Annotated in this window: 20 protein-coding genes and 2 rRNA genes (1 of these 22 only partly in view); 2 read left to right on the top strand and 20 right to left on the bottom strand. The window is 63.7% G+C overall.

Features of this window, described 5'->3' with window-relative positions; translation table 11 throughout:
- Nucleotides 1–3: 3 nt before the first annotated feature.
- Together M5C98_RS02930 and M5C98_RS02925 are read right to left on the bottom strand one after the other, a co-directional pair.
- Nucleotides 4–465, bottom strand: a complete 462-nt coding sequence (locus M5C98_RS02930; protein ID WP_272550860.1) for a YchJ family protein — start codon at nucleotides 463–465, stop codon at nucleotides 4–6.
- Nucleotides 466–478: 13 nt separating this feature from the next.
- Nucleotides 479–1,186: a DUF4197 domain-containing protein gene (locus tag M5C98_RS02925; RefSeq protein WP_272550859.1), complete on the bottom strand. Its 708-nt coding sequence runs from the start codon at nucleotides 1,184–1,186 to the stop codon at nucleotides 479–481.
- A 119-nt stretch (nucleotides 1,187–1,305) separates the two neighbouring features.
- Here M5C98_RS02925 and M5C98_RS02920 point away from each other — a divergent pair, with 119 nt between their 5' ends.
- Both M5C98_RS02920 and pepE read left to right on the top strand, forming a co-directional pair.
- Entirely contained in the window at nucleotides 1,306–1,785 is a 480-nt protein-coding gene (locus M5C98_RS02920) for a DUF421 domain-containing protein (protein WP_272550857.1), read from the top strand.
- Nucleotides 1,786–1,911: 126 nt separating this feature from the next.
- On the top strand, nucleotides 1,912–2,634 hold the full coding sequence (gene pepE / locus M5C98_RS02915; RefSeq protein ID WP_272550856.1) for a dipeptidase PepE: 723 nt from the start codon (nucleotides 1,912–1,914) through the stop codon (nucleotides 2,632–2,634).
- 67 nt (nucleotides 2,635–2,701) lie between these two features.
- Here the strand turns inward: pepE and M5C98_RS02910 are convergent, their stop codons facing one another.
- From M5C98_RS02910 to M5C98_RS02825, 18 genes are all read right to left on the bottom strand, one after another.
- Entirely contained in the window at nucleotides 2,702–4,120 is a 1,419-nt protein-coding gene (locus tag M5C98_RS02910; RefSeq protein WP_272550855.1) for a hypothetical protein, read from the bottom strand.
- A 366-nt stretch (nucleotides 4,121–4,486) separates the two neighbouring features.
- Nucleotides 4,487–5,131, bottom strand: a complete 645-nt coding sequence (locus tag M5C98_RS02905; RefSeq protein ID WP_272550854.1) for a hypothetical protein — start codon at nucleotides 5,129–5,131, stop codon at nucleotides 4,487–4,489.
- Nucleotides 5,132–5,208: 77 nt separating this feature from the next.
- Nucleotides 5,209–6,405 carry a hypothetical protein gene (locus M5C98_RS02900; RefSeq protein ID WP_272550853.1) on the bottom strand — a complete coding sequence of 399 codons (1,197 nt, stop codon included), beginning with the start codon at nucleotides 6,403–6,405 and terminating at the stop codon, nucleotides 5,209–5,211.
- A gap of 611 nt (nucleotides 6,406–7,016) precedes the next feature.
- Complete coding sequence (locus M5C98_RS02895) at nucleotides 7,017–7,634, bottom strand: hypothetical protein (protein WP_272550851.1); 618 nt, start codon at nucleotides 7,632–7,634, stop codon at nucleotides 7,017–7,019.
- Between the two features lie 34 nt (nucleotides 7,635–7,668).
- Nucleotides 7,669–9,348, bottom strand: a complete 1,680-nt coding sequence (locus M5C98_RS02890; RefSeq protein ID WP_272550850.1) for a hypothetical protein — start codon at nucleotides 9,346–9,348, stop codon at nucleotides 7,669–7,671.
- Between the two features lie 135 nt (nucleotides 9,349–9,483).
- Entirely contained in the window at nucleotides 9,484–10,938 is a 1,455-nt protein-coding gene (locus M5C98_RS02885) for a hypothetical protein (RefSeq protein WP_272550848.1), read from the bottom strand.
- Between the two features lie 350 nt (nucleotides 10,939–11,288).
- Nucleotides 11,289–12,884: a hypothetical protein gene (locus M5C98_RS02880; protein WP_272550847.1), complete on the bottom strand. Its 1,596-nt coding sequence runs from the start codon at nucleotides 12,882–12,884 to the stop codon at nucleotides 11,289–11,291.
- Nucleotides 12,885–13,195: 311 nt separating this feature from the next.
- Nucleotides 13,196–14,326, bottom strand: a complete 1,131-nt coding sequence (locus tag M5C98_RS02875) for an acyl-CoA dehydrogenase family protein (protein ID WP_272550845.1) — start codon at nucleotides 14,324–14,326, stop codon at nucleotides 13,196–13,198.
- Between the two features lie 88 nt (nucleotides 14,327–14,414).
- Nucleotides 14,415–15,566, bottom strand: a complete 1,152-nt coding sequence (locus M5C98_RS02870) for an acyltransferase family protein (protein ID WP_272550844.1) — start codon at nucleotides 15,564–15,566, stop codon at nucleotides 14,415–14,417.
- Nucleotides 15,563–16,234, bottom strand: coding sequence for an SDR family oxidoreductase (locus tag M5C98_RS02865; protein ID WP_272550843.1), 672 nt, complete (start codon nucleotides 16,232–16,234; stop codon nucleotides 15,563–15,565). The genes M5C98_RS02870 and M5C98_RS02865 overlap by 4 nt, the downstream gene beginning before the upstream one ends.
- Nucleotides 16,235–16,324: 90 nt before the next feature.
- Nucleotides 16,325–17,509, bottom strand: coding sequence for an acetyl-CoA C-acyltransferase (locus M5C98_RS02860; protein ID WP_272550842.1), 1,185 nt, complete (start codon nucleotides 17,507–17,509; stop codon nucleotides 16,325–16,327).
- A 78-nt stretch (nucleotides 17,510–17,587) separates the two neighbouring features.
- Nucleotides 17,588–19,399, bottom strand: coding sequence for a bifunctional isocitrate dehydrogenase kinase/phosphatase (aceK, locus tag M5C98_RS02855; RefSeq protein ID WP_272550841.1), 1,812 nt, complete (start codon nucleotides 19,397–19,399; stop codon nucleotides 17,588–17,590).
- Between the two features lie 28 nt (nucleotides 19,400–19,427).
- On the bottom strand, nucleotides 19,428–20,090 hold the full coding sequence (gene can / locus M5C98_RS02850) for a carbonate dehydratase (RefSeq protein ID WP_272550840.1): 663 nt from the start codon (nucleotides 20,088–20,090) through the stop codon (nucleotides 19,428–19,430).
- A 29-nt stretch (nucleotides 20,091–20,119) separates the two neighbouring features.
- Nucleotides 20,120–21,307: an isovaleryl-CoA dehydrogenase gene (locus M5C98_RS02845; protein ID WP_272550839.1), complete on the bottom strand. Its 1,188-nt coding sequence runs from the start codon at nucleotides 21,305–21,307 to the stop codon at nucleotides 20,120–20,122.
- Between the two features lie 37 nt (nucleotides 21,308–21,344).
- Nucleotides 21,345–21,806: a PaaI family thioesterase gene (locus M5C98_RS02840; protein ID WP_272550838.1), complete on the bottom strand. Its 462-nt coding sequence runs from the start codon at nucleotides 21,804–21,806 to the stop codon at nucleotides 21,345–21,347.
- A gap of 40 nt (nucleotides 21,807–21,846) precedes the next feature.
- Complete coding sequence (locus M5C98_RS02835) at nucleotides 21,847–22,245, bottom strand: MerR family transcriptional regulator (protein WP_272550837.1); 399 nt, start codon at nucleotides 22,243–22,245, stop codon at nucleotides 21,847–21,849.
- A gap of 382 nt (nucleotides 22,246–22,627) precedes the next feature.
- A 5S ribosomal RNA gene (gene rrf, locus M5C98_RS02830) occupies nucleotides 22,628–22,740 on the bottom strand.
- Nucleotides 22,741–22,858: 118 nt separating this feature from the next.
- A 23S ribosomal RNA gene (locus tag M5C98_RS02825) occupies nucleotides 22,859–24,894 on the bottom strand; it runs 842 nt beyond the window's last position.

The following is a 24,894-nucleotide window of genomic DNA, read 5'->3' as shown; positions in this document are numbered from 1 at the left end:
GGGTTAGCGAAGGTCGCCGTCCACGTAGAACCAGCGCCCCTCCTGCCGCACGAAGCGGCTCAGCTCATGCAGGCGGTGCGCCCGGCCGCCGGGCGCGCGCTGGCGGGCGACGAATTCGACCTCGGCGCGCTCGCCGGCAAGGCTGCGGTGCGCCCGCACCTCCAGGCCCAGCCAGCGGATGCCCGGATCGAACTCCACCCGCGCCGGCCGGTGCGTGGCCTCCCAGGTCGCCAGCAGGTAGGGCGCCTGCTCGCGCACGAAGGCGGTGTACCGCGAGCGCATGAGGCTTTCCGCATCGGGCGCGGGGGTGGTGTCGAAGTGGTCGATGTAGCGGCCGCAGCATGCGGCATAGGCCAGCGGCCGGCGCGGCGGCGAAGCACCGATGGAGGGGCCGCTGGAGCGGCCGCAGGGGCAGTCGGTGGCGCCATCGCGCGGGGCGGGCGGGCGCTGGGCAACCGGGCTCATGGGCAGGCCCCCGTCATTGCAGCGCCCCGAACACCTTGCGCAGGATGGCGCTGCCCGAGCCGACCGGGTCCTGGCGGATCTTCTTTTCCTCCTCGCCGATCATGAGGTACAGGCCGTCCAGGGTCTTGCCCGTGACGTACTGCGACAGGTCGGCATCCTCCTGCCGGATCAGGCCGAACCCCGCGGCCTTGCTGGCGAAGGCGTTGTACTGCTGCGTGAGCCCCACCTGTTCGATGGCGCGGTTCACCACGGGCAGGAAGCGCTCGCCCAGCGGCGCCCGGGTCTTGCGCGCGAAGAACCCGGTCACCGAGGTTGCGCCGCCGGCGAGGATGCCCTTGGCATCGGTCACGGTCATCGTCTGCACCGCGCCCACCAGCAGGTCGCGGCCCATGGGCACGGCCTGCTCGGCCGCGCGGTTCATGGTGGTCACCAGTTCGTCGATGCGCCGGCCCTGGCCGAAGCGGCGCATCAGGTCCGCGGCCTTTTCCAGCTTTCCAGGCAGCGCGATGCGCACCTGCGGATTGCCCAGAAAACCGTCGGGCCGCCCGAGCAGCGCCACGGCCGCCTGCGCGCCCTGCGCCAGCGCGGCTTTCACGCCGCTGGCGGCATCGGCGCTGGACAGCTCGCCCAGCGACAATGCCAGCGCTCGGCCGTGGGCGGCCAGCAGCCACAGGGCGAGGGCCCCGGCGCCCGCGCGGTGATGGAAGGTGCGACGCTGCATGGCGGTCCTTTGCTGCAAAAACGGAAAGCACGAAAGCGGCCCGGCACGGGCCCGAGGGGCGCATTCTTGCAGATGGCACACTGCACCCCGCCCATGTCGGGCGCAATTGGAGAATGGCCATGTTGGCAATGAGCGTGCCGTGGTGGGAGTTCATCGTTCGCGGGGTGATCGTGTACCTGTTCCTGCTGGCCTTCCTGCGCCTGACCGGCAAGCGCCAGACCGGGCAGACCGCGCCGTTCGACCTGGTGCTGCTGCTGGTGCTGTCGAACGCGGTGCAGAACTCGATGAACGCGGGCGACAACTCCCTGGTGGGCGGCCTCATCTCGGCCCTGACCCTCATCGCCTGTCACGTGCTGCTCGCCCAGCTGACCTTCCACTTCCCGCGCCTGGCGCACCTGGTGGACGGCAAGCCGGAGGTGCTGGTGCAAGGTGGCCAGGTGAACCAGGCACTCATGCGCAAGGAACTGATCTCCACCGAGGACCTCGCCGCCGCGCTGCGGGCCGGCGGCAGCCTGCACCTGCACGAAGTGGAGCGGGCCACCATCGAGACCAACGGCCAGATCACGGTGGTGCTGCGCCAACGCGGCGCAGGCTCTTGATAAAAAAGGCCTCCAGCGCAATATCCACTAGGGCATGATGCTACATATTTAATAGCAACCATCAACCCGGGCCATTGCTTCGTCTCACCCTCCCCCAAAGGTCCCCTGGCCCATCGGAACACCCCCATGAATCTTCTGCTCCTGAGCAACTCCAGCAGCGACGCAGGCTATCTCACCCATGCGCTGGACTGGGTCCGCGACTGGGCCGCGCTGCCCCCCGGCCCCGGCGGCGCGCACGGCGGCGAAGCGCTCTTCATTCCGTTCGCCGGCGTCACGCGCGGCTGGGACGACTACGAGGTGCTGGTGGCGCAGGCCCTTCAGCCGCTGGGCCTGACCGTGCGGTCGGTGCACCACGCCGCCGATCCGCTGGCCGCCGTGCAGGGCGCGCGCCGCATCGTGGTGGGCGGCGGCAACACCTTCGCGCTGCTGGGCCACCTGCGTCGCCGGGGGCTGCTGACGGCCATGGCCGAGCGCGTGCGCGTAGGCGATGCGTCGTACCTGGGATGGAGCGCGGGCTCCAACATCGCCTGCCCCACGATCCGCACCACCAACGACATGCCCATCACCGATCCCGGCGGCCTGGACGCGATGGCCCTGGTGCCGTGGCAGATCAACGCGCACTACACCGAGGCCCACCCGCCCGGCCACCGCGGCGAAACGCGGCAGGAGCGCCTGCAGGAGTTCTGCGCGCTCAACCCCGACACCCCGGTGCTGGGCCTGCCAGAGGGCACGGGCGTGCGGGTGCGCGGCAGCGCGCGCGCGCTGCTGGGCGATGCGCCCGCGCGGCTGTTCCATGGCGCGGCCACGCCCCGCCTGCTGGATGCGGGGCCGCTGCCGCAAGACATCTGATCGAAGGGATGCGCTCATGCCGGATGCCAGGCCGGTACGGGCATGGCGGGGACAGAAGACCTGCGGCTCAACCGGCTGCTAAAACCTGCGGCTTCTTGCTGAGCTCGCGGCCGATGTAGCTGTTTTGCGCATTGAAACGCCCCTGCACTTCCGGGCTATCCCATCGGTCCGGCGCGATGACCCACCCATCGCGCCTCAGCTGGTCAACGTGGAGCCTGATGCCCTGTAGGCGAGAGACCGCAGCTTCGATCTCCTCGTCGCTCAGTTTGTCGTCCAGCATGGCATGCAGTTCATCGTCTCCCAGGCCACCGATCATGCTCGCCATCGCGGTATCGATCACCGGGGGCAGCTCGGTGCCATGGAACGGCAGCCCGCTGAGCGGCCGAATATCGGACGGACGGAGCAGGTCCTTGCCGAAGCACTGATCGTTGTCGATGCCCGTGACCTTGACGTCCCCGTTCGATCCGACGTGAATGAAGTAATTGTTGGGATGGCGATCGACCTGGCCCGTCAGGTGGTCCAGCAACTGCAGCTTGGTGACCTCCTTGAAGACCGCCGGATTTTTCAATGTGTCTGCACCGACGTCGCGGGCCTGCTTGCCGGGGGCACGTTCCATGAGCAGGCCGAGATCGGGGTCCAAGGGGCCTCGTCCGGTGTCGATGATTGCCAACTGCGTGTTCGCGATCACATCGAGGCCGAGCTTCTTCGCACAGGACACGGTCGCGATGTTGCGCATGGCCGCTTGCGGATCGTCCATGGGGATGCCGGACCACTTGCCCACCCAGCCTTGCTCCGTTGCCTTGAGCGGCTTGAACACACTGTCTTGCACGACGCCATTGCTCTTCTCGACCTTGAGCGCAAAGACGGAGGCGAACGTGCCCGATGTGAGGTGCGCGGGTTTCTCCACTACCTGGGCGTCCGTGTAGGCCGGCAGGGTGTCGGGCATGATCTTCAGATTCAGCCGCTGGTAGAGGTGATCGGTGGGGTCGGTGCACTGGTTCAGCACCTCCAGCAGCAGTTTCCGGTCTTCCGCCAGGATGCCGTCGCCCAGCGTTCCGTCTTCCACCGCCGCGCGCATCTTGTCGGCGGCCAGCCGGGGGTCGATCTGGCCGAACCGTGCCAGCGCCATCGCGTCGGCGCGCACCAGGGCCTCGAACGCTGCCCTGCGTTTGCCGTCCACGATGGGTTTGGGCGCCCCGTTCAGGCGCGCGTGCCATTTATCGGCCACCGTGGCCGGATGCTGTCTGGCCGCGCGCGCCTTCAGCCGCTTCATCGCCCCGCCGCCACCGGGCAGTGCCGATGCCAGCAGTTGACCCCGCTCGGTCTTTTCTTGCGCGCGCTCTTTCGCCAGCCAGTCGCCCAGCGTCGAGCGGGCCGCTGGATGCCCCGCCTGCCCGGCCGCCGACGATGGCCCCGGCCCATCCTGGGCCGTTCTCACTGGGGAGCGGGGTGGCGCGCTGCGCAAGGGCGACAGCTGGCCAGCCATGCCTTGGGACCGCAGGGGAGCCTCTCTCAATCCGGCGGGCCCCTTCAGCGAGGCTGGCGAAGGCGACGCGGGAAGGGAAGGCGTTGCATCCAGGCCAACGCGAGGCGCAACGGGGATAGAACTCCGGGCGATCCGAAACGGGTTCTGTGGCAAGGCGACTCTCTCTCTGCCGTCAAAACAATACGGCACAGGGGAGTTTGCTGCGGGCCGGCTCCCGGGAGGCATGGGATGGCGAAGCGGCCCACTGACAGGCGAAACCGGAGGGCGAAGACGCATCGACGCAGTGCGTTCGTGTGCCTCACAGAGATGGGGCCGGGTAGCCGGTGATTGCGGTCTGCCTTATCGCAAGGGCTTCCAGAGAAAATCTCACCAGGGGTTGTCCAACGCGCGGGCATGGATCGGAACCCAGAGGCGTTCGCGCCCCACGTAGCTGTTGTTCTCGTCCAGCAGCCCCTGGACATTCGGGTCGTCCCATTGCGAAGGATCGATGACACGGCCGACCTCCCGCAATTGGGCGATATGGGCCTTCACGCCTTGGTAGCGCTGGATCGCAGCACGGATCTCGGCGTCGTTCAGCTTGTCTTCCAGCATGGTGCGGATGTCGCTCTCCGTGAGCGCATGGACCGAGCGTTCCATGTCGGTGTCGATCACCGGAGGCAGCCCCACGCCCCGGAACCGGGCCTGCGGGGTGCGGTCGGCGCCGGGCTGGATGCCGGCGGGATCGGTGAGCTTTTGGCCGAAGCACTGGTCGTTGTCGATGCCGGTGACCTTGACCTGCCCGTCCGGCCCGATGTCGATGAAATAGTTTTCATGATTTCGGTCGGTCTGTCCCGTGAGATGGTCGAGCAACTGGAGCTTCATCACCTGCGCGCACACGTCCGCGCGGCCCAGCGTGTCCACATCGGTGTGCAAGGCCGGCTTGCCACGGGCGCGCTCCATGATCAGCCCCAAGCCGACGTTGGAGACCGAAGGGTCTCGCCAGGTGTCGATCAGCGCCAGCTGCGGGTTCACAAAAACACGGCCCCGGTCGAGATCCAGCTATCGGAGCCATCGCTATCGCCGTCCCTCTGCGCACGCGCCAGTTCGGCCTATTTTTTCAGAGCCCGCTCGCGCTGGCGCCCCACATAGCTGTTTTCCGGGGTCAGGAGCGCCTGCACCCATGTCTGGCTCCATGCCTGCGGACCAATGACCCGGCGCTGGTTTCGCAATTGCGCGATGTGACTTTTAACACCCTGAAGGCGCTGGATCGCCGCCCCGATCTCGGCCTCGTCCAGCTTGTCTCCCAGCATCGAAGGGATGTCTTCCTGCGTGAGCGCATCGATGGCGCGCGCCATGTCCACGTCCACCACCGGGGGCAGTCCCGTGCCGCGATAACCCTTGCGCGAAGGGTCGCCCTTGATCCGCTGGATGCCGGCCGGATCGATCAGCTTGTGGCCGAAGCACTGGTCGTTGTCGATGCCCGTGACCCTGGCACGGCCATCGCCGTGGATGTGGATGAAGTAGTTGTTGAGGTGGCGATCGCCTTGCCCCGCGAGGTGGTCGAGCAACTGGAGCTTGGTCAGCTCCGCGCACACCTGCGGCCGGTCCAGAATGTCCGACTTCATTTTGGCCGCAGGCAGGCCGCGCGCTTTTTCCATGATCAGGCCGAGGGCTGGCTTCACCGGGCCGGCCCCGATGTCGAGCAGCGCCACACGCGTGTCCACGATCACATCGAAACCGAGCTTCTTCGCATAGGCGAGCGTCGAGAGGTTGCGCATGGCGGTCTGCGGATCGTCCTGCGGGATGCCGCTCTTCGCTGAGACAAACCCCTGCGCCTTGGTTCTGAGCGGCTTGAAGACGCCATTGAACACGGAGCCATCCGGATGGTTGAGCTTCACCGCAAAGACGGTATTGAACTTGCCCGCGCCCATCCGGGTGGGCGGGGCCTGCACCTGGGCGTCGGTGAAGGCGGGCAGCGTCTCGGCCGTTCTCTTGAGTTTCAGCCGCCCGTAGAGGTGATCGATGGACAAGCGCTCCAGCACGTCCAGCAGCAGTTGCCGGTCTTCCTCCAGCACGCCCTGGCCCAGGACCCCGTCCTGCACCGCGGCCCGCATCGTGTCTACCGCCGACAAGGGCGCCATCTGGCTCGTGCCCGCCAGGGCCATCACGTCGGCATGCACCAGGGCTTCGAACGCCTTGCGGCGCTGGTCTTTCATGGGCTTGGGCGCCCCCTGGAGGGTGGCGCGCATCCTGTCGCCCAGCGTGGCCGGATTCTGTCTGGCCGCCCGCTCCTTCAAGCGCTTCATGGCCTCGCCCCCACCGGGCAGGGCCTTTCGCACCTGCTGCGCGCGTTCGGCTTTCTCCCGTTCTTGCTGCGGGGCCGACGACCCTTCCGGTTTTGGAGAGTTTCGGTGCGAAGGCCGCTGGCGCGATGCCTGCGGCGGTGGCGAATTCCTTTCGGAAGACTGCGATTCGATCTCGCCACGGCGCCGGGTGACGGGCGGGTGATGCGCTATCGCGGCAGGGGTGGACGGCGAACCGATGACCGACACAGCGGAAACGGCTGGCGCATGGCCGCCCGGCCCGCCGGGCAAACGGCTGCGCACGGGAGAGCGCTGCCCTGAGGCCCCTTGGGGCCGGTTGCGCGCGCTGCGCAACCCCTCAGGTCCGTCCTGCACGGCCGGCGAATTCGATGCCGGCGTGGAAGGTCCGGCATCCGTCGGGATGCGCGTGGTCGCGGGCACGGTGGAGCCCCGGGTGATCCGATGTGAGTGGTCGAACAAATGACTCCCTTTCTGGCACCAAAACCGATGGGCGCCCGAGAGTCTGTCGGTGCGGGGCTCTGGCGGCACGCACCGCCGCGAAGCGCCGGCCTGGCAGGCGAAAACGCGATCGCCCCCCGCCGTTCAGCGGCCCATCAAGACCGCTGCGCCGTCAGCACCTTGCGGCCGGCGATCACATCGTCCAGCTCCTGCAGCAGGGCCGCCCTCATTCCGGACGGCGGGTTCCACGGGGCCTGGGCCGCATCCTGACCCGTGCCGAGCCAGCGCCAACCCGCGTGGTCGAACTGGCTCGCGGCCACCTGAAGCCGCAGGCCTGGTGGTATGTGGCCGGCCGACTCGGCACGTTGCAGCCGGGACAGCAGGGCGGCGGCCCAGTCGAATATTTCGGCGATGTGCGCCCGGGCCGGTTCGGGGTCCATGTAGGCCCCGCCCCAGGGGAGCTTGACGAAGAGCGCGATACCGGTGCCAACCAGGTAGAAATGCACCGCCCAACTGTTGGTGCCATGGCCGTCGAAGCCCACCACGGCGTAGTCCGCCAGCTCGGGCTGTGTTTCGACTTCGTCCAGGAAGTGATGGAAGTCGTAGGGGGTGGAAGCCACTGGGCGTGTGGCGAACCACGCTGCGCCTTGCTGCTTCATCGACGCCAGCAACAGTGCGGGGACCGGAGGAAACGGCAGTCCTTCGTCAGCGAAGAGGGTCATGGCTGAGGACGCGCCGGCATGGCGTTCGGCTTCGTTGGCAGAGAGGTTCATGTGGGTTGTTCAATGTCTATGGTTGGCTGGCAACCTAAGCAAATTCGCGATCGCGGCCCAGATAGCTGTTTTCCGGGGTGAAGAGTTCCTGGATGTCGGAACGGCTCCATTCGTGCGGCGCGATGACGAGCCCCGCCTCGCGCAACTCGGCAATGTGCTGCCTGACGCCTCGGTACCGCTGGATGGCGGCAGCGACCTCGGCATCGTTCAGCTTGTCTTCCAGGATCGAAACAATGCCGTCTTCCGTGAGGGCAAGGACTGCGCTTTCCATGTCCGTGTCCACCACAGGGGGGAGCGCCGTACCGCGGAGCCCCAGGAGCGCTGGATCGATTACGAGGACTTCCGGGTTGGTCGGCGGCGCTTTAGCGCCGGCTGGATCAGTCAGTGCTGCGCCGAAGCTGGTGTCGTTATCGATGCCCATGACCCTGGCCCGGCCATCGGAGCCGAGCTCGACAAAATAGTTTTTGTCGTAGCGATCAGCCTCCCCGGTCAAATGGTCAAGCAACTGGAGCTTCGTCACTTCCGCGCACACGGAGCCCTCCTTGAACACTTCCGCATCGACCTCTTCAGCCGGTTCACCACGGGCGCGTTCCATGATCAGCCCCAAGGCAGGGTTGAACGGGTCATCTCCGATGTCGATCAACGCCACGCGCGTGTCGGTGACCACATGAAAACCGATCATCTTCGCGTAGGCGACGGTTGCGAGATTGCGCATCGCCGTCTGCGGATCTTCTCTCGATATGCCCGCCAGTCTGGCAGCCGCACTCCACTCCTCCACGCTGGGCACTTCGGGGTTCAGCGGCTTGAAAACGGCATCCAGTTCAGAGCCATCGGTATTCTCAATCTTGACTGCGTAAACCTTGTTGATTTTCCCCTCCCCCAACTCCACAGGCGCCTCCAGCACCTGCGCGTTCGTGAACGCGGGCATGGTGTCGTCCGTCATTTTCAAGTTCAGCCGCGTGTACAAACGGTCGATGGCCAAGTCGTCCAGCACTTGCGTCAGCAATTCAAGATCGCTCTTCAAAATGCCTTGGCCGAGTATTCCCTCTTCCAAAGCCTCGGCCATCTTGTCGACCGCCACCAAAGGATCGATCCCACCAGCCATGGCCATGGCCCACAGGTCGTCACGCACCAGCGCCTCGAACGCCGTTTTTCGGGGGCCTTCCATCGGTTTGGGAGCTCCATGGCGGATAAAAAGCAACCTGTCGGCCAAAGTGGCCGGGTGCTCCCTGGCCGCGCGCGCCTTCAATCGTTTCATGGCCTGACCGCCATCCGGCAATGCCGAGTGCACCAATTGCGCCAGCGCAGCGAGGCGGGCTTGTTTGGCTTGCTGGGCCTGCTGCGCCTTCTCGGCTTTTTCTTCTCGCAGGGCCTCGGCCAGCAGTTGGCCCAGCGTCTGGCGCCGTACCGGCTGAGAAGGCGAGGTCTCGTGCATCGGCGATGAATGGCCGCCGGAGACATGGGGCTGGATCTCTGACTGCGAGCGGTCGATGACCGGTTGGCGGCGGTTCAGTGCGGACGGTGGCAACGGACTGCGCACGGGGGAGGACTGCTCATCAGCGCCCTGAAGTCGCTTTGGTGCGCCCATGAGACCTTCAGGCCCCTTCAGCGCCACCGGAGTATGCGGCGTACGCGCGGGAGGCACGCCGCCAGACTCGACGCGCGGCGCATTGGGCACGGAACTGCGAGCGGTCCGAAACAGGTTATCCAGCAAAACGACTCTCTCTCTGCCGTCAAAGGGAACGGTGCAAATGAGTGTGTCGGCCAAGGGCACCGGACGAACACATTGCAGCGAAGCGCGGGGTCGGCATGCGAAATGTCATGACCTTCCGCCGCAGAGCCCCGTGGCTCAAGCGCCTGCCACTCGTTGAAGATCGCGTGCCAGGTAGCTGTTCTGAGGGGTCATGAGCGCCTGCACCTGCGGCGTCTCCCAATCTTTCGGATCGATGACCAAGTTCTGCTCTCGCAACTGAACGATGTGCGCTTTCAAGCCTCGGTACCGCTGAAGCGCGGCGGCAATTTCCGCGGTGTTCAATTTGTTGCCGAGCATGGAATGGATGTCGTCCTCCGTCATCGCCTCAATAGCGCGCTCCATGTCGGTATCCACCACGGGAGGCAGCCCGACTCCCTCCAAGAGCCTGTGCTGTGAGTCATCGGCGTATCGCGCACCGGCGGGATCGGTCAACTTTTCGCCAAAGCACTGGTCGTTGTCGATGCCCATGACCGTGGGCCGATCGTCCGCGTCGATATGGATGAAGTAATTGAAACCATGGCGGTCCCCCTCCCCCGTCAGGTGGTCGAGCAGCTGGAGCTTGGTCACTTCCGCGCGAACATCTGCCCGGGCCAAAACGCTCGCAGGCGTGCGCTCGGCCGGTTCGCCCTGGGCTAGCTCCATGAGCAGGCCCACAGAGGGATCAAACGGTTTTTTCTCGACGTCGATCAGTGCCACGCGGGTATCCGGGATCACATGAAACCCGAGCTTTTTGGCGTAATCAACGGTGGCGAGATTGCGCATCACGGTCTGCGGGTCATATCTCGGAATGCCGGTCACCAAACCGGCATAAGACCAATCCTCCTTCGGAATCGGCTTGAAGAGGGCATTCAGCACCGCGCCGTCGGTCTCCTTGAGCCTGACTTCATAGACTTGGCTGGATTTTCCAGCGCCGAACTGTTTAGGCGCCTGCAGAAGGTCTGCGTCGGTAAAGGCGGGCTTGGTGTCGTCTGTCATTGCCAAATTCCACCGCCGGTAGAGACCTTCCATGGACAGGTCACCCAATATTTCCAATAGAAGCGCTCGATCCCTTTTGAGGATGCCTTGGCCGAAGATGCCTTCTCCAAGCGCCTCGGTCAATTGGTCGACAGCAGCCCTGGGTGCAATCTGGCCACTGGATGCCAGCGCCCGCAGATCAGCGCGCACCAACGTTTCGAAAGCCGACCTGCGCTGGTCCTTCATGGTTTTGGGCATTCCGGTCTGGACCGAATGCCATATCTGGGCCGCGGTCTTCGGGTGCTTTCTGACTGCGCGCTCCTTGAGCCGTTTCATGGCCTGTCCCCCGTCGGGCAACGCAGAATGCACCAGTTGCTCCAGCGCGGCACGCCGTTGCTGGCGGTCGTGCTCGGCCTTTTCGGCTTGCTCGATTTTTTCCTGCCGAAGCTCCTGCTTCAAAAGTTCGCCCAGTCTCGGACGGCCAACCTTGCGCGATGGCGGAGCCGCACCCGGCCCTTGCGATGGATTGGCGCCAGAAGACAACTCTTGAATCTCACTTTGCAGTCGAATGCTGGGCTGCCTGTTCAGGGAGGGCAACGGGCTGCGAAGAGGTGAGAGCTGCTCCAACGATCCTTGAGGCCGCTTGGGCGCATGCCGGAGTCCCGCAGGACTTTCCGACGCGAGGGGCGAAGGCGTCTCAGGAGGCTTCGGTACATCGGCGGAGGTGCGAGGCTTATTGTGTATAAGGCCTCGGGCAAGCCGGGAAGCGATATCCGACAACATGGCTTTCTTTCTGCCGCCAGAATGGTTCGGCCCGAGCGACTATGCCGGACAACAACACTGGCATGCACGCTGCTGCGAAGCCCATGGCCGAAAGGCGAAAAAACGAAGAGCGATTGGCAATGAGCCACTAGCAATTCGATTGCCATGCGTTGGCGATCAATGCCTCACCAGGTGGTGATCGACAGCGCATGGTCACGCTCGCGCCCCACGTAGCTGTTTTGGCTGTTCAGGAGTTGCTGCACGCCCGCATCGCCCCACTCGGCCGGATCGATCACGCGGTTGGTGGAACGCAGTTGCGCAATATGCTGCTTGACGCCTTCGTGCCGCTGGACCGCCGCGTCGATCTCGGCCTCACTCAACTTGTCTCCCAGCATCGAACGGATGTCGGTTTCAGTGAGCGCGCCAATCGATCGCTCCATTTCGGTATCGACCACCGGAGGCAGCCCCGTCCCGCGGAACCCTTTACGCGAGGGATCATTCCGGATTCTCTCGATTCCGGCCGGGTCCGTCATTTTGTGTCCGAAGCATTGATCGTTATCGATCCCCATCACCTTGGCACGACCGTCCGGTTCGATGTTGATGAAATAGTTGCCGGCATGGCGATCGCCTTGCCCTGTGAGGTGATCCAGCAACTGCAGCTTGGTCACTTCCGCGCATACGTTCGCTTGCTTGAAAAGGCCTGGATCAGTATCGGCGGCCGACTTGCCGCGGGCCCGCTCCATCACCATACCAAGTTGACGGCCTTGTCCGGTATCGATCAACGCGACGCGTGTATCGGCAACCACGCGCATGCCGAGCTTTCTCACATACGCAACCGTGGCCACGTTGCGCATTGCGATCTGTGGATCGTCAGGCGGAATACCGGTTTCCATGGCCACCCATCCACGCTCCACCGTGCTGAGCGGTTTGAAAATGGCGTCGATCGGAACGCCATCCGGGCCCGTCAGCTTGACCGAAAACACCGTGTTGAACGTTCCCGACCCCAGCTTCCCGGGCTTTTCAAGAACCTGATCATCGGTAAAGGTCAGCCGCGTATAGGGAGTGATTTTCAGGTTCAGTTCATCGTATCGGCAGTTGACGGCCCATCCTTCAAGCACTTCCAACAGCAGCTGCCGGTCTCGCTCCAGGATGGAAGGGCCAGCGGTGCCATTTTTCAACGCGTTGATCATCTCGTCGATCGCGCGTGAGTTTTCGATATTGCCAGCCTCGCCAAGCGCCACGACGTCCGCCCAAATCAGATCCTCGAACGCCTCTTTGCGCTTCCCCTCCATGGGTTTGGGCTTTCCATTCAAGATGGCGTGCCATCGCTGGTCCATCGTGGACGGATGCATTCTGGCCGCACGGTCCTTCAACCGCTTCAGTGCTCCACCTGCATTGAACAGTGCCAATCGCGCCTGCTCGGCCTCCTCCCGGCGCTCTTGAGCCAGCAATTGCCCCAGTGTCGTTCGGGGCACACGCGCGGATCGCTGGGCGCTTGCCGCGCGCTGCACGGGATCAGACGCGCCATGAATGCCGGCGTGTGGCTGGACGAAGGGCGTATGGCGTACCAACGCAGGCAGAGGCAACGCCGATGCTGCGGCAGACGCCTTGGCGCTTGCCTGCGCCTTGCCTAACAGCGACTGTGGCAACGGGCTGCGCACGGGAGAGCCATGCTCTTGGGCGCCCGGTGGGCGCCTGGCAGCGCTGCGCAGTCCGGCTGGTGCATCCAGCACTGACGGAGAGGGCGATGCCGACCGGGATGGCTCCACGTCGGTGTGCATGCGCTGCGATCCCAGGCCGGGGTTTCGATCTATCCGAAATGAGTTCTCCGGCAACATGGCTCTCTTTCTGCCGCCAATATCTGCCGGCTTCTCAGAGCATCCGATATTTGCGCGCGCGCCAACCCGTCATGCCGAAGCACTGGGCAAACCAGCGAAAAATGCAGGCCGTCTTTCTAGACTTTGAAGGAATAGCACGCCCGGACCACTCGCCCCCTCACAGCGCCGGAAATCCATCAACCGCCGCGCCTGATGGGGCAGTCAGCCCCGGCGAGGATGGTCGCGCCAATGCACCACCACCTGTACGGTCAAAGTCAGGCCAGCGCGCGCTGAATGATGATCTTCTGCACGTCGCTCGTGCCTTCGTAGATCTGGCATACGCGCACGTCGCGGTAGATGCGCTCCACGGGAAAGTCGTTCACCACGCCGTAGCCGCCCAGCGTCTGGATCGCCGCGCTGCACACGCGCTCGCCCATCTCGCTGGCAAAAAGCTTGGCCATGGCGGCCTCCTTCAAGCATGGTCGGCCGGCATCGCGCAGCGCCGCCGCGTGCCAGATGAGCTGGCGCGCGGCCTCGATCTGCGTGGCGCAGTCGGCCAGTCGAAAGCCCACCGCCTGGTGGTTGAAGATGGGCGTGCCGAAGCTTTCGCGCTCCTTCGAATACGCCAGCGCGGCCTCGAACGCGCTGCGCGCCATGCCCACGCTCTGCGCAGCGATGCCGATGCGCCCGCCCTCCAGCGCGCCGAGCGCGATCTTGTAGCCCTCGCCCTCCGCGCCGATGAGGTTTTCGGCCGGCACGCGGCACTGGTCGAACTGGATCTGTGCCGTGTCGCTGCTGTGCTGGCCGAGCTTGTCCTCCAGCCGCGCGACGGTGTAGCCCGGCGAATCGGTGGGCACCAGGAAAGCGCTCATACCCTTCTTGCCCGCGCCCTTGTCGGTGACCGCGATGACAATGGCCACGTGGCCGTTCTTGCCGCTGGTGATGAACTGCTTGACGCCGTTGATCACGTAGCCGTCGCCGTCCTTCACCGCCGTCGTGCGCAGGGCCGATGCGTCCGAGCCCACGTGCGGCTCGGTCAGGCAGAACGCGCCCAGCATCCGGCCCTGCGCCAGCGGCGCGAGCCAGGCCTTCTTCTGCGCGGCGTTGCCATAGCGCATGAGGATGGCGTTCACCGGGCAGTTGGTCACGCTGATGGTCGTGCTGGTGCCGCCGTCGCCGGCCGCGATCTCCTCCAGCACCAGCGCGAGCGTCAGGTAGTCGAGCCCCGCGCCGCCGTCTTCCTCGGGCACGCAGATGCCGTAGGCGCCCAGCGCGGCCAGGCCCTGGTGGGCCTCGCGGGGGAAGTGGTGTTCGCGGTCCCAGCGGGCCGCATGCGGCCACAGCTCGCGCTGGGCGAAGTCGCGCACCGCGTCGCGGATCATTTCCTGGTCTTGGTTCAACAGCATGCTTTTTGTCTCCGTCGTCGAAAGAAATGGCTGGATGAAGCCTTAAAGATCGGGGCAAGGCGCTGCCTTGCAAACCGGCACAGGCCGGTCACACCGCCGCGCCCTGCACGCCCAGGCTGCGCCGGCGCGACAGCCACTCGACCACGCGGCGGCCGTGGCGAACGCCCGGTTTTTCGATGCAAAACCACGAGAACGCGGCCATGGCCAGCGTGAGCGCAAGCGACACCGCGATGCACACTGCCAGGCTCCAGCCGCGCTGCAGGCCGATTTCGGTCACGGCCTGCTGGATCGGGAACGCGTAGATGTAGACGCCATAGGACAGGTCTTCCCGCAGCCAGCCCCCCGAGCGGCCGCCGCCCACGTGCGCGGCCCAGAAGGTGCCGGCCGCCACCAGGACCCACACGCCGATCTGCACGCTCCACGCCTGCGGCGTGAACAACGCCAGAGCGCCGCCCAGCACGGCCAGCGCCAGCAGCCACGGGCCGCTGCGCACGCGATAGGCCGCGAAGGTGCAGCCGAGCAGGAACACCACGCCGAAGCCAGACACCTCGGCCCAGTGGAACAAATGGAAGAACGCCGTGAGCCACCGCGGCCCGGCATCGACCCAGGCATCCCAGCCGGCCACCCGCGCCCACTGCCAGGACACCGCCATGAGTACCGCGGCCACGGGATACACCCAGCGCCGCCGCGTCCATCCCGCCACGCCCGCCATCGACAGCAGCAGGTACATCAGCAGCTCGTAACGAATCGTCCACAGCGAGCCGTTCACCGATTTGGCGAACGGGTTGTTCTCGAACACGCCCGGCAGCACCTGCATGAAGGCCAGCCCCGCGGCGTTGTTGAAAAAATTGATCCAGGTGCGGGCATCGGACCAGTACTGCGCCGTGGGCAGATGCGTCATGGCCCAGCCCAGCACGAACACCGAGAATCCGGTCGCCACCACCAGGCCGGGAAAGATGCGCGCCACGCGCTTGGCCCAGAACACGCCGATGCCCGGCTCGCGCTCCCAGCTCTGGCACACGAGGTAGCCGCTGATGAAGAAAAAGCAATACACCGCCAGCGAGCCCAGGCTGTGCCCCGCAAAGGGCACGGGCAAGGTCAGCCGGTAAAGGAACTCGCCGTGGGACAGCAGCACGGCGATGGCCGCCGCCAGGCGCAGCAGGTTGAAATGGTTCGCGCTATGCGCGGTGGGCGCGATCGCCGCCGCCCCGCGCGGGGCCTCCAGCGTCGCGGCGGTCACCAGTGCGCGGCCCGGCGGCCGTCGTGGTGCAGCAGCCGGCCCCGGTCGGCCGGGGTGACGCCCGCCAGCACAGCGCGCATGCCGCGCACGCTGGCCTCGGGCGTGAGCGCCGCGCCCACGCCGCCCATGTCGGTCTGCACCCAGCCCGGGTCGAGCGTGATGAGCGTGGCCTGCGGATGGTCGTGCTGCGCCGCGGCCACGGCCATGTTCAGCGCGGCCTTGCTGGTGCGGTACAGCCACGAATCGCTGCCCGGCACGCTGCCGATCAGCGACATGGTGGACGACAGGAACGCGAAGGTGCCGCCCGCCAGCGCCACCTGGGGCGCGACCTGCGGCAGCGCCTGCATGGCGCCCAGCACGTTGGTGTGCATGACCGCATCGAAATCCTCGCGGGTGGGCGGGGTGAGCGCCGAGGGACGGCGGATCACGCCCGCCACGTACAGCGCCACATGGAAGCTTTCGCCGGCCAGTTGCCGGCTCAGGCCGCTGACGCTGGCCGGGTCGGCCACATCCAGGAGGATCGGCTCGGCGCCCAGGGCCTGCACGCGATCGCGGCCCGGAGTGTCGCGCACGGTGGCGATCACCCGCCGGCCGGCCTCGCGGTACTGCCGCACGAATTCGAGTCCGATGCCGCGCGATGCGCCGATGACGAGAACGGTCTGGGTCACTGCCTGAATCCTTGTATCAAATCGGCCTCCACCGCAATATTAACTAGGGCATATTGCTATTAATTTTATAGCATTTCACCTGCCACCCGATCAGACCAGCTCCAGCGCGAGGGCCGTGCCCTCGCCCCCGCCGATGCACAACGTGGCCAGGCCGCGCTTCTTGCCGCGCGCCTTGAGCGCGTGGATCAGCGTGACCATGATGCGGGCGCCGCTGGCGCCGATGGGGTGGCCCAGGGCGCAGGCGCCGCCGTTCACGTTGACGATGTCGTGGGACACGTTCAGCTCTTTCATGAGCGCCATGGGCACCACGGCAAAGGCCTCGTTCACCTCCCACAGGTCCACGTCCAGCACGCTCCAGCCGGCCTTGTTCAGGGCTTTCTGGGTGGCGCCGACCGGGGCGGTGGTGAACCATTCCGGGGCCTGCGCGTGCATGGCGTGGGCCACGATGCGGGCGATGGGCTGGCGCCCGAGCTTCTTGGCGGTGGATTCGCGCATCATCACCAGCGCCGCGGCGCCGTCGTTGATGCTGGAGCTGGAGGCGGCGGTGATGGTGCCGTCCTTCTTGAACGCGGGCTTGAGCTGCGGGATCTTGTCCAGCTTGACCTTGCCCGGACCTTCGTCCACCGACACCACGGTCTCGCCCGCACGGGTCTTCACCGTGACCGGCGCGATCTCGTCGGCGAACGCGCCGGAGTCGCTGGCCGCCTTGGCACGCTGCACGCTGGCCATGGCGAAGGCATCCTGCTGCTCGCGCGTGAATTGGTACTTGGCGGCGCAATCCTCGCCGAAGGTGCCCATCGAGCGGCCGGGCTCGTAAGCGTCCTCCAGGCCGTCGAGCATCATGTGGTCGAAGATGCGGTCGTGGCCCAGGCGGTAGCCGCCGCGGCCCTTTTGCAGCAGGTAGGGCGCGTTGGTCATGCTCTCCATGCCGCCGGCGACGATCACGTCGTGCGTGCCGGCCAGCAGCAGGTCGTGCGCGAACATCGCGGCCTTCATGCCCGAACCGCACATCTTGCTCAGCGTCACGGCGCCGGCGCTCTGCGGCAGCCCACCCTTGAAGCCCGCCTGGCGCGCGGGCGCCTGGCCCTGGCCGGCCATCAGGCAGTTTCCGAACAGCACCTCATCCACCGATTCCGGGGCGATGCCCGCACGCTCGACGGCGGCGCGGATGGCCACGCCCCCAAGGTCGTGCGCCGCCAGGCTGGAGAAGTCGCCTTGAAAGGCGCCCATGGGAGTGCGCGCGGCACCGACGATGACGATGGAATCACTGCTCATGCTGTTGCTCCTGCTGCTGAAAAGGGAAAGGGATGTAAAAGCCGAAGGGACACGGCCACGGGGTGGCCACGGCCGTACTCAGGAAGGCGGTGCGGCCTGGGGCGAGAAGCGCCGCTCCTTGTCGTAGGGAAAGACGTCGTGCACATGGCCCGCCTGGATGCGCTCTTTGTGCGACTGCCAGAAGTCTGCATCCAGCAGGTCGGCGTGGTGGCGCATGAACACCTCGCGCACCGCATCGTTGCCGAGCAGAAAGGGGCCGAAGGTTTCCGGGAACACGTCGCGCGGGCCCACTGCGTACCAGACCTCGCCGCTCATCTCGTCCTCTTCGTTGCGCGCCGCGGGCACGCGGCGGAACTGGCAATCGGTGAGGTATTCGATCTCGTCGTAATCGTAGAACACCACCTTGCCGTTGCGCGTCACGCCGAAGTTCTTCCACAGCATGTCGCCGGGAAAGATGTTGGCGGCCACCAGGTCCTTGATGGCGTTGCCGTACTCGACCACGCTGCGCTCCATCTGCTGGCGCGCACGCGCGTCGTGCAGACCGGCATCGAAGGCCTCCTGCAGGTAGATGTTGAGCGGAATCATCCGCCGCTCGATGTACAGGTGCTTGATGATGACTTCGGTCTGGCCGTCGCCGTCGCGGTCGCTGATCTCCAGCTGGCTCGGGGCGAATTTCTCGATCTCGGCGATCAACCCGTCCTCGAATCGCTCGCGCGGAAAGGCCACCTCGCTGTATTCCAGCGTATCGGCCATGCGGCCCACGCGGTCGTGCTGCTTGACCAGCAGGTACTTGGATTTGATCTGCTCGCGCGTGGTGTCCTTTTGAGGCGGGTAGTAATCCTTGATGAGCTTGAACACGAACGGAAAGCTCGGCAGGTCGAACACCAGCATCACCATGCCCTTGATGCCTGGCGCGATGCGAAAGCGGTCGCTGGAATAGCGCAGGTGGTGCAGGAAGTCGCGGTAGAACAGCGTCTTGCCCTGCTTGGCCAGGCCCAGCGCGTTGTACAGCTCGGCCCGGGGCTTGCGCGGCATCAGGCTGCGCAGGAACTGCACGTAGGCGCTCGGGATTTCCATGTCCACCATGAAATACGCCCGCGCGAAGCTGAACAGCATCTGCAGGTCGTCTTCGCCGAACAGGGCCGCATCGATCACCAGGCGGCCCGCGCTGCCGTGCAGGATGGGCAGGGCGAACGCCAGTTCGTTGAAGCCGTTGATCACCTTGCCCACCAGGTAGGCGCCCTTGTTGCGATAGAACAGGCCCGACAGCACCTGCACCTGGAAATTGGCGCGCAGCTTGGTGTGTGGCCCCAGGCGCTGCTGGAGGGCGGCCAGCACATGGCGTGTATCGCGGTCCAGGTCTTCGAACTCGCTCTGCAGCTGGAAGTTATCCACGATCCGGATCAACGTTTCGTGCAGTGTCTCTGGCGACGGGTAATAGGCGCGGTAGGTCGGCCGGGCGGCCGGCTCCTCGTTTTCGATGTACTCCGTGCTCACGGCCGGCCGCACGAAGATGAAGTCGTTGTGGAAGTGCGTGCGGTGCAGGATCTTCGTCGTGACCGAGTTGAAGAACGTCTCGGCCAGCTCGGGCTGGTGGTGGTCCACGAGCAGGCCGATGTAGTGCAGCTTGACCTGGTGCCACACGTCCATGGGCTGCTCGCCCGCGTGGAACTCCTTGTCCAGCCGCCGCACGCATTCCTTCACGCGCAGATCGTAGAACTCGATTCGCTCCCGCTGGGCCCGCTGTTGCCCATGCCAGTCGGCTGTCTCGAACCGGTGCTTGGCGCGAGCGGATTCCGAGCGGAACAGCTGATAGTGGCGGTTGAAGCCATCCATCATCGCCTTGGCGATCGCGTAAGCGTGGGGCGAGTCCAGTCGCTGGGGAAACATGGGCTGCGTCCTGCGAAAAGGAGCGGGCTTACTCGCGGCGGATGGCCGCGATTCCGGCAACGGCTGCCTGGTAGAGCGCGTCGAGGCCTTCGGTGCCGGAGACCTCCAGGTTCAGGTTCTTGATCAGCCCGTCCTTGAGACCGTAGCACCAGGCGTGCAGCGTGACATTCTGGCCGCTCGCCCAGGCATCGAGCATCACAGTGGTCTGCGCGATGTTCATCACCTGCTCGATGGCATTGAGTTCGCACAGCACGTCGTGGCGCCACTGCTCCGGCGTTGCGGCAATGAGTTCACGGTGGCGGTCGCGCACATCCTTCACGTGGCGGATCCAGTTGTCCGCCAGGCCCACGCGCACATCCTGCAGCGCGGCCAGCACGCCGCCGCAACCGTAGTGGCCGACCACCATCAGATGTTCGACGCGCAGTTGATCAACCGCGTACTGGATGGTGGAGAGGCAGTTCAGATCGGTGGGCACCACCACGTTGGCCACGTTGCGGTGCACGAACACCTCGCCCGGCTCCAGCCCGGTGATCTGGTTGGCCGGCACGCGGCTGTCGGAACAGCCGACCCACATGTACTTGGGCTTTTGCTGCGCCATGAGGCCAGTGAAAAACCCGGGACGCTCCCGCTCCATCTGAGCTGCCCATGCACGGTTATGGACAAAAAGTTGTTCGATGTCTGGAACGGCCATGTCAGTTCTTTCGAAGATTGTTCAACAAATCAGCATGTTTCCGCGAACAATTCGCGGCCGATTAGCATACGGCGAATTTCGCTGGTGCCGGCCCCGATCTCGTAGAGTTTTGCATCTCTCCATAGGCGTCCCAAGGGGTATTCGTTGATATAACCGTTTCCACCGAAGATCTGCACGCCCTCACCGGCCATCCAGGTGGCCTTTTCGGCGCACCACAAGATGACGGACGCGCAGTCTTTGCGCACTTGGCGCACGTGGTCGGCGCCCAGCATGTCGAGGTTCTTCGCCACGGTGTAGGCAAACGAACGGCCGGCCTGCAGCACCGTGTACATGTCGGCCACCTTGCCCTGGATCAGCTGGAACTCGCCGATGCTCTGGCCGAACTGCTTGCGGTCGTGGATGTAGGGCACCACGTTGTCCATGACGGACTGCATGATCCCCAGCGGTCCGCCGGTCAGCACCGCCCGTTCGTAGTCGAGCCCGCTCATGAGCACCTTGGCACCACCGTTGACGATGCCCAGGACCTGGCTTGCCGGAACTTCAACGTTCTCGAACACCAACTCGCCCGTGTGGCTTCCCCGCATGCCAAGCTTGTCGAGCTTTTGCGCAATGCTGAAGCCCTTCATTCCCTTTTCGATCAGGAAGGCCGTGACGCCGCGCGCGCCCAGTTCGGGTTCCGTCTTGGCGTAAACCACCAGCGTGTCGGCGTCCGGGCCGTTGGTGATCCACATCTTGGTGCCGTTGAGCAGGTAGTAGCCACCTTTGTCCTCGGCCTTGAGCTTCATGCTGATCACATCGGAGCCGGCGCCCGGCTCGCTCATGGCCAGCGCTCCCACATGCTCGCCGCTGATCAGGCCGGGCAGGTACTTGCGCTTTTGCTCTTCGGAACCGTTGCGGTTGATCTGGTTCACGCACAGGTTGCTGTGGGCGCCATAGGACAAGCCCACCGATGCGCTGGCGCGGGAAATTTCCTCCATCGCTACCATGTGCGCGAGATACCCCATGTGTGCACCGCCGTACGCCTCCGGCACGGTGATGCCGAGCACGCCCAGCTCGCCCATCTTGCGCCAGAGGTCCATGGGGAACTGGTCGGTGCGATCAATCTCTGCGGAACGCGGTGCGATCTCGGCCTGTGCAAAGTCGCGTACGGCATCGCGCAACGCGTCGATGTCTTCGCCCAATTGGAAATTCAGGCCGGGAAGGCTGGCGATGGTCATGGAAGTCTCCTGTTCTTGGAATCAGTGAAGAAGAAGTTCAGCCGGTGACACCATCGCGCCCGATGACGGACATGAGCGTGCAACCCATGGTAGCGATGAGTTTTTCCTGGCTGCCGTCAATGCCGTAGGCGCGGCCCTCGCACACGGTAATGGTTCGACCGGGCTTGATGACACGGCCTTCCATTCGAAAACCCGGGCCGCGCGCTGGCGCGAGAAGGTTGATCTTGAACTCGACCGTCAACACCGCGGCCTCATCGGGCATCAAGGTGAAGGCCGCGTATCCACAGGCGGAATCGAGCGCGGCAGACACCATTCCCGCATGCAAAAAACCATGCTGCTGCGTCAGCGATGGAGCCCAGTCCAGTTCGATGTCCACCTCGCCTGGGGCGATGCGCCCCAGATACGCACCCAAAGTGCGCATCGCGCCCTGAAGCGCAAAACTTTGGGAAACGCGTTGCACATGGTCGGGGTGAGCAAGGTCAGACAGCGTGGTCGGCATGGCTTGGCTGCATTACGTTTACGTAAACGTCAATTATGGCCTATTTCTTCTTGTCTGCCTTGAGGAGAAGTGCTCGCGCTTCCTTTTCATGCTCCCGCACCTCCTCAAGATTCGCCTGAAGATCGGCCATCTGGGCTTCCAACTGCTTGCGGTGGCCCGCCAGCACATCCAGAAATTTGCGGAGCTGCACGCCCGTGTCCCTGGGGCTGTCGTAGAGATCGATGATTTCCTTCGCCTCAGTCAGCGAAAGACCCAGGCGTTTTGCCCGCAGGGTGAGCCGCAACCGAGTCCGATCGCGGGCGGTGTAGATGCGAGTTCGAGCGCCAGGTCCGGTGCGTTCGGGTTGCAGGAGCCCCATGTCTTCATAGAAGCGCATGGCGCGGGTGGTGAGGTCGAACTCTTTGGCGAGGTCGCTGATGGTGTAGGTGTTGGCGGCCATAGGAGGTGGGGGAGACTCGTGGAGTTGAGACCCATCCCTGTCAGCGGGCTGCCGTGGTGGGGAGGGTTTGCTGACGTTGACGTAACGTCAATCGTAGCGTATCCGCCGGGCCTGGAGCGGATTGAGTGGGCGGGGATGGGGGGGCTGGCTTATTGGAGGGGCAGCGAGTTGCGGCTTCGTCCACTGCCTTGGGCCGATGAACAGCGCCGAATTGGCCATGCAAAGCGTTATCAACGCTTGGACCCAAGTGAAGGGAATGCCTGACTGGGGGCTGGTCAATCAAGCCGAATAGAGTGAGCGATGTTTTACAGGAGAGGATTTCATTCCCCAAAAGCAAAGCGCCCCGACATCGTTGGATGTCGGGGCGCTTTGGGCTGTAAGAGCCTGACGATGACCTACTTTCACACGGGAACCCGCACTATTATCGGCGCAAAGTCGTTTCACTGTCCTGTTCGGGATGGGAAGGAGTGGTACCAACTTGCTATGGTCATCAGGCATAACTTGGAGCTACCTTGATGTGATCAAGGCGGCGAATTCATAGAGTTTGGAATCAGCTTGTATTTTGACTGCGTCACTTGGCATAACAACTTGATCAAATGGTGATCAAAGTTATAGGGTCAAGCCGCACGAGCAATTAGTATCAGTTAGCTTAACGCATTACTGCGCTTCCACACCTGACCTATCAACGTCCTGGTCTTGAACGACTCTTTAGGGGGCTCAAGGCCCCGGCAGATCTCATCTTGAAACGAGTTTCCCGCTTAGATGCTTTCAGCGGTTATCTCTTCCACACTTAGCTACTCGGCAATGCCACTGGCGTGACAACCGATACACCAGAGGTGTGTCCACTCCGGTCCTCTCGTACTAGGAGCAGGCTTCCTCAAATCTGCAGCGCCCACGGAAGATAGGGACCAAACTGTCTCACGACGTTTTAAACCCAGCTCACGTACCTCTTTAAATGGCGAACAGCCATACCCTTGGGACCGGCTACAGCCCCAGGATGAGATGAGCCGACATCGAGGTGCCAAACACCGCCGTCGATATGAACTCTTGGGCGGTATCAGCCTGTTATCCCCAGAGTACCTTTTATCCGTTGAGCGATGGCCCTTCCATACAGAACCACCGGATCACTATGTCCTGCTTTCGCATCTGCTCGACTTGTCAGTCTCGCAGTTAAGCACGCTTATGCCATTGCACTATTAGCACGATGTCCGACCGTACCTAGCGTACCTTCGAACTCCTCCGTTACGCTTTGGGAGGAGACCGCCCCAGTCAAACTGCCTACCATGCACTGTCCCCGATCCAGATAATGGACCTAGGTTAGAACCTCAAACACACCAGGGTGGTATTTCAACGTTGGCTCCATGAGAACTAGCGTCCTCACTTCAAAGCCTCCCACCTATCCTACACAGATCTGTTCAAAGTCCAATACAAAGCTACAGTAAAGGTTCATGGGGTCTTTCCGTCTTTCCGCGGGGAGATTGCATCATCACAAACATTTCAACTTCGCTGAGTCTCAGGAGGAGACAGTGTGGCCATCGTTACGCCATTCGTGCAGGTCGGAACTTACCCGACAAGGAATTTCGCTACCTTAGGACCGTTATAGTTACGGCCGCCGTTTACTGGGACTTCAATCAAGAGCTTGCACCCCATCATTTAATCTTCCAGCACCGGGCAGGCGTCACACCCTATACGTCCACTTTCGTGTTTGCAGAGTGCTGTGTTTTTATTAAACAGTCGCAGCCACCGATTTTTTGCAACCCCTTTTGGCTCGCCTTGTACAGGTTCACCTACTTGGGGCATACCTTCTCCCGAAGTTACGGTATCAATTTGCCGAGTTCCTTCTCCTGAGTTCTCTCAAGCGCCTTAGAATACTCATCTCGCGCACCAGTGTCGGTTTGCGGTACGGTCGTGTGTAGCTGAAGCTTAGTGGCTTTTCCTGGAAGCAGGGTATCACTCACTTCGTCTGCAAGCAGACTCGTTATCACCCCTCATCTAAGCCTGGCGGATTTTCCTACCAGGCACGACTACAGGCTTGAACCAACATATCCAACAGTTGGCTGAGCTAACCTTCTCCGTCCCCACATCGCACTACACATCGGTACAGGAATATTGACCTGTTTCCCATCAGCTACGCATCTCTGCCTCGCCTTAGGGGCCGACTCACTCTACGCCGATGAACGTTGCGTAGAAAACCTTGCGCTTACGGCGAGGGGGCTTTTCACCCCCTTTAACGCTACTCATGTCAGCATTCGCACTTCTGATACCTCCAGCATCCGTTACCAGACACCTTCACAGGCTTACAGAACGCTCTCCTACCACTCACAGTAAACTGTGAATCCGCAGCTTCGGTAACTGGCTTAGCCCCGTTACATCTTCCGCGCAGGACGACTCGATCAGTGAGCTATTACGCTTTCTTTAAATGATGGCTGCTTCTAAGCCAACATCCTGACTGTTTTAGCCTTCCCACTTCGTTTCCCACTTAGCCAATTTTAGGGACCTTAGCTGGCGGTCTGGGTTGTTTCCCTCTTGAGTCCGGACGTTAGCACCCGGTGCTCTGTCTCCCAAGCTGTACTCGTCGGTATTCGGAGTTTGCCTTGGTTTGGTAAGTCGCCATGACCCCCTAGCCAAAACAGTGCTCTACCCCCGACG

The organism is Acidovorax sp. NCPPB 3576 (assembly GCF_028473605.1).
GTDB lineage: Bacteria > Pseudomonadota > Gammaproteobacteria > Burkholderiales > Burkholderiaceae_C > Paracidovorax.
Note: the sequence above shows the minus strand (reverse complement) of the source record. Positions and strands in the feature narration are given on the sequence as shown.

What these genes read in the sequence shown, in the direction of transcription:
- can (WP_272550840.1), bottom strand. Translation starts at nt 20,090, where the DNA reads ATGGCCGTTCCAGACATCGAACAACTTTTTGTCCATAACCGTGCATGG.
- pepE (WP_272550856.1), top strand. Translation starts at nt 1,912, where the DNA reads ATGAATCTTCTGCTCCTGAGCAACTCCAGCAGCGACGCAGGCTATCTC.
- M5C98_RS02840 (WP_272550838.1), bottom strand. Translation starts at nt 21,806, where the DNA reads ATGCCGACCACGCTGTCTGACCTTGCTCACCCCGACCATGTGCAACGC.
- M5C98_RS02930 (WP_272550860.1), bottom strand. Translation starts at nt 465, where the DNA reads ATGAGCCCGGTTGCCCAGCGCCCGCCCGCCCCGCGCGATGGCGCCACC.
- M5C98_RS02860 (WP_272550842.1), bottom strand. Translation starts at nt 17,509, where the DNA reads ATGAGCAGTGATTCCATCGTCATCGTCGGTGCCGCGCGCACTCCCATG.
- M5C98_RS02875 (WP_272550845.1), bottom strand. Translation starts at nt 14,326, where the DNA reads ATGCTGTTGAACCAAGACCAGGAAATGATCCGCGACGCGGTGCGCGAC.
- M5C98_RS02880 (WP_272550847.1), bottom strand. Translation starts at nt 12,884, where the DNA reads ATGCACACCGACGTGGAGCCATCCCGGTCGGCATCGCCCTCTCCGTCA.
- M5C98_RS02835 (WP_272550837.1), bottom strand. Translation starts at nt 22,245, where the DNA reads ATGGCCGCCAACACCTACACCATCAGCGACCTCGCCAAAGAGTTCGAC.
- M5C98_RS02895 (WP_272550851.1), bottom strand. Translation starts at nt 7,634, where the DNA reads ATGAACCTCTCTGCCAACGAAGCCGAACGCCATGCCGGCGCGTCCTCA.
- M5C98_RS02845 (WP_272550839.1), bottom strand. Translation starts at nt 21,307, where the DNA reads ATGACCATCGCCAGCCTTCCCGGCCTGAATTTCCAATTGGGCGAAGAC.
- aceK (WP_272550841.1), bottom strand. Translation starts at nt 19,399, where the DNA reads ATGTTTCCCCAGCGACTGGACTCGCCCCACGCTTACGCGATCGCCAAG.
- M5C98_RS02910 (WP_272550855.1), bottom strand. Translation starts at nt 4,120, where the DNA reads ATGGCTGGCCAGCTGTCGCCCTTGCGCAGCGCGCCACCCCGCTCCCCA.
- M5C98_RS02900 (WP_272550853.1), bottom strand. Translation starts at nt 6,405, where the DNA reads ATGAAGCGCTTGAAGGAGCGGGCGGCCAGACAGAATCCGGCCACGCTG.
- M5C98_RS02925 (WP_272550859.1), bottom strand. Translation starts at nt 1,186, where the DNA reads ATGCAGCGTCGCACCTTCCATCACCGCGCGGGCGCCGGGGCCCTCGCC.
- M5C98_RS02920 (WP_272550857.1), top strand. Translation starts at nt 1,306, where the DNA reads ATGTTGGCAATGAGCGTGCCGTGGTGGGAGTTCATCGTTCGCGGGGTG.